This is a genomic window from Rhodococcus sp. (in: high G+C Gram-positive bacteria) (assembly GCF_049591685.1).
In the GTDB taxonomy this organism is placed as follows: domain Bacteria; phylum Actinomycetota; class Actinomycetes; order Mycobacteriales; family Mycobacteriaceae; genus Rhodococcoides.
This window is the reverse complement of the sequence record NZ_JBAWFH010000166.1, coordinates 1-8,891: the sequence shown is the minus strand read 5'-3', so window position 1 is coordinate 8,891 and position 8,891 is coordinate 1. Positions and strand designations below refer to the sequence as shown.

At 65.6% G+C, this 8,891-nt stretch carries 8 protein-coding genes; all 8 read left to right on the top strand.

Annotated elements, in window-relative coordinates:
- A partial coding sequence (locus WBQ44_RS07120) for an alpha/beta fold hydrolase (protein ID WP_495566018.1) occupies positions 1–315 on the top strand: 315 nt, incomplete at its 5' end.
- Between the two features lie 34 nt (positions 316–349).
- Positions 350–1,675: a D-inositol-3-phosphate glycosyltransferase gene (gene mshA / locus WBQ44_RS07115; protein WP_495566017.1), complete on the top strand. Its 1,326-nt coding sequence runs from the start codon at positions 350–352 to the stop codon at positions 1,673–1,675.
- Positions 1,672–2,154: a type III secretion system chaperone family protein gene (locus WBQ44_RS07110; RefSeq protein ID WP_495566016.1), complete on the top strand. Its 483-nt coding sequence runs from the start codon at positions 1,672–1,674 to the stop codon at positions 2,152–2,154. Before mshA ends, WBQ44_RS07110 begins: the two co-directional genes overlap by 4 nt.
- A gap of 140 nt (positions 2,155–2,294) precedes the next feature.
- Positions 2,295–3,404: a BMP family lipoprotein gene (locus WBQ44_RS07105; RefSeq protein WP_495566015.1), complete on the top strand. Its 1,110-nt coding sequence runs from the start codon at positions 2,295–2,297 to the stop codon at positions 3,402–3,404.
- A gap of 113 nt (positions 3,405–3,517) precedes the next feature.
- Entirely contained in the window at positions 3,518–5,017 is a 1,500-nt protein-coding gene (locus WBQ44_RS07100) for an ABC transporter ATP-binding protein (protein WP_495566014.1), read from the top strand.
- On the top strand, positions 5,010–6,257 hold the full coding sequence (locus WBQ44_RS07095; RefSeq protein ID WP_495566013.1) for an ABC transporter permease: 1,248 nt from the start codon (positions 5,010–5,012) through the stop codon (positions 6,255–6,257). Before WBQ44_RS07100 ends, WBQ44_RS07095 begins: the two co-directional genes overlap by 8 nt.
- Positions 6,254–7,519 (top strand): ABC transporter permease, encoded by a 1,266-nt coding sequence (locus WBQ44_RS07090; RefSeq protein ID WP_495566012.1) that lies wholly within the window; start codon positions 6,254–6,256, stop codon positions 7,517–7,519. The genes WBQ44_RS07095 and WBQ44_RS07090 overlap by 4 nt, the downstream gene beginning before the upstream one ends.
- A gap of 89 nt (positions 7,520–7,608) precedes the next feature.
- Positions 7,609–8,891, top strand: a 1,283-nt coding sequence (locus WBQ44_RS07085; protein ID WP_495566011.1) for an AMP-binding protein, incomplete at its 3' end; no start/stop codon positions are given.

The window sequence follows — 8,891 nt, the reverse complement described above, 5'->3', positions numbered from 1 at the left end:
GTCGACGGCTCCGAGGCGAGGGGCGCGCAGGCCCAGGCCCTGTTCGGCCTGACACTGTCGACGGCTCCGCGGGTGCGCGCCGCCCTGTTCGACCGCACCGCCTCGCACGAAGACATGCTCCGCGACCTCGACGTGCCCGCCCTGGTAATTCACGGCACCGCGGATACCGTCGTCGACGTGTCGTCCGGACGGCACGCGGCATCGTTGATAGCGCGGGTCACCGAGTCGTACTGGGAGGGCACGGGCCACGGCCCGTTCGTCGCCGATCCGGAGCGGTTTTCGGCGGAGGTCGTTGCCTTCGCGCAGGGTCTGTGATGGTCCGTAGGGTAGGGGAGTGCAAACTGGAGCGGTGAGTGGTCGCCAGTTGAACCGGGTTGCGGTGCTGTCGTTGCATACCTCCCCGCTGGCGCAGCCCGGCATGGGCGATGCAGGCGGCATGAACGTGTACGTGCTGCAGAGTGCCAAAGAGCTGGCGAAACGCGGTGTACAGGTCGAAATTTTCACCCGCGCCACGTCGTCTGCCGACGAACCGGTTCGCGAGGCCGCACCGGGGGTCATCGTGCGCAACATCGTCGCGGGCCCGTTCGAGGGCCTCGACAAGCATGATCTCCCGACGCAGTTGTGCGCCTTCGCGGCCGGGGTGCTGCGCGAGGAGGCGCGACACGACGCCGGGTACTACGACCTCGTTCACTCGCACTACTGGCTGTCCGGTCAGGGCGGCTGGCTGGCCCGTGACAGGTGGGGCGTGCCGCTCGTGCACACCGCTCACACCCTCGCCGCGGTCAAGAATGCCTCGCTCGCCGAGGGCGACGCACCCGAGCCCGCTGCGCGTCAGATCGGTGAGCAGCAGGTGGTGGCCGAAGCCGACCGTCTCATCGCCAACACCTCCGAAGAGGCCAAACAGCTCATCGAGATCTACGGCGCGACGCCGGAATCCATCGACGTCGTGGCGCCCGGCGCCGACCTGCACCGTTACCGCCCCGGCGACAAGCGGGCTGCGCGCGCCGAGTTCGGCATCGATCCGCACGAAACGGTCGTGGCGTTCGTCGGCCGCATTCAGCCGTTGAAGGCACCCGACGTTCTGCTGCGCGCCGCGGCAGAACTCTCCGCCCGCGAACCCGAGCTACCGCTGCGCATCCTGGTGGTCGGCGGCCCCTCCGGTAGCGGCCTCGATCGACCGGACAGTCTCATTCAGCTCGCGTCCGAGTTGGGTATCGCTGCGCGCGTGAGCTTCCTGCCGCCGCAGCCGTCGGAGAAGCTCGTACAGATCTACCGCGCAGCCGACATCGTCGCCGTCCCCAGCTACAACGAGTCGTTCGGTCTGGTTGCCATCGAAGCCCAGGCCAGCGGGACGCCCGTCATCGCGGCGGACGTCGGCGGGCTCGGGGTGGCGGTGCGGGCGGGCGAAACCGGCGTCCTGGTGCAGGGGCATCGCACCGACGACTGGGCGACAGCGCTGGGTTCGATGATCCGAGACCGAGAAGCGTTGCAGCGCATGGCTTCTGCCGCTCCCATTCACGCCGCGGATTTCTCGTGGGAACACACGGCCGAGGGGCTGCTGGGGAGCTACCGTGCCGCGCAGTTCCACTTCGATCGGCACGAGGAACCGTCGGAGTTTTCACCACGTCGAAATCGGGGACTCTCGAAGCTACGGCGAACAGGAGTCAAGGCATGAGCGACACGATCTCGTTGATCGACTCGGTATTGAAGGAACGCGGACTCGAATATTCGCGCAAGGGCGACAACTCCTTCGTCGTCGAACTACCGGGGGAGTGCAAGCTCGAGACGACGACCATGCTCACGGTGGGCCATCACGGCGTACGCATCGAAGCGTTCGTGTGCCGCAGGCCGGACGAGAATTTCGAGGGCGTCTACAAATACCTCCTGCGGCGTAACCGTCGCCTGTACGGCGTCCACTACACGATCGACAAGGTGGGCGATATCTACCTCGTCGGCCGACTGTCGCTGCATGCGGTGACGGGTGAAGAAATCGATCGCGTACTCGGGCAGGTACTCGAAGCGGCCGACGGAGACTTCAACGTGCTCCTCGAACTCGGCTTCGCGGAATCCATCAAGCGTGAATGGGCGTGGCGGGTATCGCGCGGCGAATCGCTGGCCAACCTGAAGGCGTTCGAGCATCTCGTCGACCGGTAGCGAAAATCGCCCGTCGTTGTGAAAAAAGTGCGTACCAGTTGACTGCCGGGTAGCGTCTTGCACTTGAATACCCAGCAGGCGCACACGCAGATGCCCGTTCACGAGACGAGCATCGCCGCAGCGAATCATTGGAGGAAGTCTTGACCGTCACCCGCACCACGACCCGGACAGTGTTCACTCGCAGAGTGACGGTGAGCGGCATCGCGTCGCTCGGAGCTTTGGCGCTCGTCGCCGGGTGTGGTTCGGCGCCGGAAGAGAACGACTCCGCCTCGGGCGACGGCGCGTCGGGCGACTTCAAGCCCTGCATGGTCTCCGACGCAGGCGGCTTCGACGACAAGTCCTTCAACCAGCTCAGCTTCGAGGGCCTGAACAAGGCGTCCGACACCCTCGGCGTCGAGCCCATCGCAGTGGAATCGGCGTCGCCGACCGACTACAACCCCAACATCTCCAACCTCATCGATCAGGGTTGTTCGCTCATCATGACCGTCGGGTTCGACCTCGCGGACGCCACCAAGGCTGCAGCCGAAGCGAACACCGACATCAACTTCGCGATCATCGACGACGCGAGCATCGACCTGCCCAACGTCAAGCCCCTGACGTACGACGCCGCGCAGGGCGGATTCCTCGCAGGCTATGCCGCTGCCAGCTTCTCAAAGACCGGCGTCGTCGGCACCTTCGGCGGATCGCAGCTCCCGACCGTCACCATCTTCATGGACGGATTCGCGGACGGCGTCAACTACTTCAACGAGCAGAAGAACAAGGACGTCCAGCTCCTCGGCTGGGACGTTGCCGCGCAGAACGGCTCGTTCACCGGCGGATTCGAGGCCAACGCGGTAGCGAAGAACACCGCGCAGGGTCTCATCGACCAGAACGCCGACGTCATCTTCCCGGTCGGCGGACCCATCTACCAGAGTGCCGCGCAGGCTATCCGCGACTCCTCCCGTCCCGTCGCGCTGATCGGCGCCGACGCCGACGTGTTCGAGTCCGACCCGACCGTCTCCGACCTGGTACTGACCTCGGTCACCAAGGGCCTCGACGCGAGCGTCGACGAGGTCGTCGCGTCCTCGGGTGAAGGTTCGTTCGACAACAGCCCGTACGTCGGCACCCTCGACAACGACGGCGTCGGCATTGCCCCGTTCCACGATTTCGAGTCGCAGGTCGACCCGGCACTGCAGGGCGAACTCGACGACATCAGGGCGGGAATCGTCGACGGGTCCATCACCGTCGAGTCGCCGTCGTCGCCCAAGTAGTCGCACGCCGCCCGAGACTGGGGCCGCTGTGAGACTGGGGCCGCCGTGAGATTGGGGCCGCTGTGAGATTGGGGCCGCCGTGAGATTGGGGCCGCCGTGAGATTGGGACTGATGTGAAGCTCGAACTTCGCGGTATCACCAAGCGGTTCGGATCTCTCGTCGCCAACGATTCCATCGACCTGGTCGTGGAGTCCGGCGAGATCCGCTGCCTGCTCGGTGAGAACGGCGCAGGCAAGTCCACGTTGATGAACGTGCTCAGCGGGCTCTATCGCGCCGAGGAAGGGGATATTCTCCTCGGCGGTGAACGGCAGAGTTTCGCCGGGCCCGGAGACGCCATGACCGCCGGGATCGGCATGGTGCACCAGCACTTCATGTTGATCCCGGTGTTCACGGTCGCCGAGAACATCATCCTGGGGCACGAGACGACGAAGGCGGGTGGTCGGCTCGACCTCGACGCGGCGCGAAAGCTGGTGCGCGAGACGTCCGCTCGATTCGGCTTCGACCTCGACCCGGACGCAATCGTCGGAGATTTGCCCGTCGGAGTGCAGCAACGCGTCGAGATCGTCAAGGCGATCGGCCGAGACGCGAAAGTATTGGTGTTCGACGAGCCGACGGCCGTGCTCACACCACAGGAAACCGACGACCTCATGCGCATCATGCGTGAGCTCGCCGCGTCGGGTACCACCATCGTGTTCATCACGCACAAGCTGCGGGAGGTCCGCGAAGTCGCCGACCGCATCACCGTCATCCGTCTCGGCAAGGTCGTCGGCGAAGCGTCGCCGACGGCCACCAATGCCGAACTCGCCGCACTCATGGTCGGACGCGACGTGCAGCTGACGGTGTCCAAGCAGCCGGCGAAGCCCGGAGCCGCAGCGCTCGTGGTGAAGAACCTGACCGTGTTCGACGATGCAGGACACCGCGTCGTCGACGATGTCAGCGTCGAGGTGCATGCGGGCGAGATTCTCGCCGTCGCCGGAGTACAGGGTAACGGCCAGAGCGAGTTCGTCGAAGCACTGCTCGGCGCCCGTGACCACGTGAGCGGCGAGATCGTTCTCGACGGCCGGTCGCTCGTCGGTTCGTCCGTGCGCGACGTGCTCGGTGCCGGAGTCGGTTTCGTACCCGAGGACCGCACGAGCGACGGGCTCGTCGGCGAATTCTCCATTGCGGAGAACCTGATGCTCGACAGATCGTCGGGGGAGCCGTTCGTTCGGCGCGGAGCCGTCCGCCGCGACTACCTCGATACGTTCGCCGCGGAGAAGGTCCAGGAATTCGATGTTCGCGCGCCCGGCGTCGGAACCGCCGTCGGCAGATTGTCCGGCGGAAATCAGCAGAAGGTCGTTCTCGCCCGCGAGCTCAGCCGTGATCTGCGCCTCTTCGTCGCATCCCAGCCCACACGCGGAATCGACGTCGGCTCCATCGAGTTCGTACACAAGCGCATCGTCGCGACGCGCGACTCCGGTATCCCGGTCATCGTGGTGTCCAGCGAACTCGACGAGGTAGCGGCCCTCGCCGACCGCATCGCCGTCATGTACCGCGGCGCCATCGTCGCCGTCGTGCCGGCAGACACGTCCCGCGAAGTTCTGGGTTTGATGATGGGTGGAGAGCATGTCTGACGCACCGGTATCTCGCGAGCCGACGGTGTCGCCGGAACCGTCTCGCGCACACGTGGTGCTGCGCCAGATCTTCACGGGAAGCGCCATCATCTCGGTTCTCGCTGTGCTGCTCGCAATTCTCGTGGGCGCTGTGCTCATCGCCGTCACCGACGAACAGGTTCAGGACTCGGCCGGGTACTTCTTCTCTCGGCCAACGGACATGCTGGCCGCGATCTGGGATTCGGTGTCCGGCGCGTACTCGTCCCTGTTCCAGGGGTCGGTGTACAACTTCAGGCGCCCCGGCTTCGAGAACGGCATCAAACCGCTGACCGAAACCCTGACGTTCGCGACGCCGCTGATCGTTGCGGGTCTCGGTGTGGCGCTTGCCTTTCGGGTGGGAATGTTCAACATCGGCGGCCGCGGGCAGATGCTGATCGCCGCCGCCTGCGCCGGGTGGGTCGGCTTTTCGCTGCAGTTGCCCGCGGGCCTGCACCTCATTCTCGCCGTGCTCGCGGGTGTCGTCGGCGGAGCACTCTGGGGCGGTATTGCCGGAATCCTCAAGGCGCGCACCGGTGCTCACGAGGTGATCGTGACGATCATGCTCAACTACGTGGCGTTCTATCTCGTCGCCTACCTCCTGCGAACGCCCGGCGCTCTGCAGGCTCCGGGGCAGAACAATCCGAAAACCTCCGCGATGGAGTCGACGGCGGTCTTCCCGAAACTGTTCGGCGATCGCTACACGCTGCACTTCGGCTTCGTCCTCGTCGTACTGGCGACCGTCGGCGTCTGGTGGTTGCTCGAGCGTTCGTCGCTCGGATTCCGGTTCCGAGCGGTGGGTGAGAACCCGCATGCGTCGAAGATCGCCGGCATCGACGTCAATCGGATGTACCTGTACGCGATGCTGCTGTCCGGTGCACTCGTCGGGCTCGCGGGCGTGGCGCAGGTACTCGGCACGGTCACCACCGGGTTCGGCGCGGACATCGACGCGGGCATCGGCTTCGACGCCATCACCGTCGCCCTCCTCGGCCGGTCGAAACCGTGGGGAGTGTTTTTCGCGGGCATCCTGTTCGGGGCATTCAAGGCGGGCGGGTTCGCAATGCAGGCCGCGGAAGGAATTCCCATCGACATCGTGCTCGTCGTGCAGTCGGTCATCGTGCTGTTCATCGCCGCCCCGCCTTTGGTGCGTGCGGTGTTCCGATTACCTGTCCCGGGCGCAGAGGTCGCGGCGCGCGCCGACACCGCGAAGGTGGCGTCGCTGTGACCGCTGTCGACGATCGTTCCGAGGCGCTCGCCCCGACGCGCAGCCTGAAGATTCCGGGTGTCCTCGCTGCGGCGACGCTGCTCGCCCTGCTGCTGTTCGTCGTCAACGCCAAATCGGGTACCACCACGTTCGGTCTCGCGAGCGAGAACGACTTCTTCGCGCTCCCGGCCGTTGGCCTGCCGACGAAGACGACCACCGTCGCGTTGTTCGTGGTCCTGGCTGCCATCACGGCCTTCGCCGCCTGGAATGCGGTGCGAGGCAGGGCTACTGCGCTGTGGGTTCTAGCGCTGTACGCGGTGCTGTTCGTGATCGCCTTCCTCACGTGGGCCGCCGCAGGTGCAACTGTGCCAGTTCCGGGCTTGCTGATCGGTGCTGTCGCATTGAGCACTCCGCTGATCTTCGGTGCCATGGGCGGCGTCATCTCCGAGCGCGTCGGCGTCATCAACATCGCGATCGAGGGTCAGTTGCTCGCGGGTGCCTTCGTCAGCGCGGTCGTCGCCTCGATCACGGGGTCCGCGTATGTTGCTCTGCTCGCGGCATTGGTCGCCGGGGCGCTCACCGCGTCGCTGCTCGCGGTGTTCTCGATCCGGTATTTCGTCAATCAGGTGATCGTCGGGGTCGTGCTCAACGTCCTGGTCGTCGGACTCACCAGCTTCTTGTACTCGGTGGTGCTCACCAAGAACGTCGCGACCCTCAATTCACCACCGCGCTTCGGGCGCATCGAGATTCCGGTTCTGTCGCAGATCCCGATCGTCGGGCCGGTGCTGTTCCGGCAAACGCTCATCGTCTACCTGATGTACTTCGCGGTCGCGGCTGTCTGGTTCGGGCTGTTCCGCACCAAGTGGGGCCTGCGACTGCGAGCCGTCGGCGAGCATCCGCAAGCCGCGGACACCGTAGGGATCAACGTGGCGCGCACCAGGTTCTGGAACGTCTGCCTCGCAGGCGCGATCGCCGGGCTCGGAGGTGCCTACTTCACCCTGGGATCCGTCGGAGCCTTCGGCAAGGAAATGACCGCGGGCGCCGGCTACATCGCACTCGCGGCCGTCATCTTCGGACGCTGGGATCCGGTGCGCGCGACGCTGGCTGCGTTGCTGTTCGGGTTCGCGTCCAACCTGCAGAACGTGCTCGGCATCATCGGATCTCCGGTGCCCAGCGAGTTCATGCTGATGCTCCCGTATGTGGTGACGATCTTCGCCGTCGCCGGACTGGTGGGCCACGTTCGCGGACCTGCAGCGGCGGGCAAACCGTACGTGAAGTCCTGAACCTTACTTTCGAGTAGGGCCGTGTCCGTTGTGACCGCATTCACTGTAGGGTTCGTCTCATCTAGCCGGAGTGTGTTCGAAGGAGAGCCATGAGCTTCAAAAGCCCCTTTCCCGACGTGGAGATCCCGAATCTCAGTGTCTACGACTACCTGTTCGGGTCCATCGCCGATGCCGACCTCGAGAAGCCCGCGCTCATCGACGGCACGTCGGGAGCCGCCACCACGTACAAGGATCTGATCGGTCAGATCAACGGCATCGCCGGCGCGCTCGCCGCCCGTGGACTCGAACCGGGCGACGTCGTCGGCCTGCACTCGCCGAACGTCCCTGCCTTCGCGTCGGTGCTGCACGGCATCCTGCGGGCTGGTGGCACCGCCACCACCATCAACGCGCTGTACACGGCCGAGGACATCGCCAAGCAGCTCACCGGCTCGGGCGCCAAGTTCCTGTTCACTGTCTCGCCGCTCTACCCGCAGGCCAAAGCCGCAGCCGAGAAGGTCGGCATCGAAGACGATCACGTCATCGTGCTCGACGGCGCCGAGGGCCACCCCAACCTGCGCGACCTGCTCACCCAGGGCGCATCCGCACCGGACGTCGCGTTCGACCCGGCTACGCAGATCGCCGTGCTCCCGTACTCGTCGGGCACCACCGGTGTACCGAAGGGCGTCGTGCTGACGCACCGCAACCTCGTCGCCAACGTCGCGCAGATGGAGCCGCGAGTCGGCATCTCGACCGACGACGCGATCCTCGCGCTGCTGCCGTTCTTCCACATCTACGGCCTGACCGTGCTGCTCAACATCGCCCTCAAGCTGCGGGCGCGGCTCGTCACGATGCCGAAGTTCGACCTCGTCGAGTTCCTCCGCATCATCCAGGATCAGAAGCTCACGTACCTGTTCATCGCACCGCCGGTGGCCGTCGCGCTGGCCAAGCACCCGCTCGTCGACCAATACGACCTCTCCAGCGTGCACACCATCTTCTCCGGTGCAGCCCCGCTCGACGAGGAATTGGGCAAGGCCGTCGCGAAGCGACTGAACACGCGTATCCGTCAGGGCTACGGCATGAGCGAGCTCAGCCCCGTCAGCCACGCCATTCCGTTCGACCGCGACGACATGCCGCTGAGCTCGGTCGGTCTGCCGTTGGCCAATACGGTCAACAAGTTGGTCGACCCCGAGAGCGGCGACGAGATCGACCTCCCCGCCGAGGGCCGGTCCAAGCCGGGCGAGCTGTGGGTCAAGGGCCCCAACGTCATGGCCGGGTACCTGGGCAACCCGAGTGCCACTGCGGACACCCTCGACAGCGACGGTTACCTGCACACCGGCGACATCGCGGTCGTGGACGCCGAGGGCGTCGTCTACATCGTCGACCGGCTCAAGGA

Coding starts and splice junctions, on each gene's coding strand:
- WBQ44_RS07110 (WP_495566016.1), top strand. CDS start 1,672: ATGAGCGACACGATCTCGTTGATCGACTCGGTATTGAAGGAACGCGGA.
- WBQ44_RS07095 (WP_495566013.1), top strand. CDS start 5,010: ATGTCTGACGCACCGGTATCTCGCGAGCCGACGGTGTCGCCGGAACCG.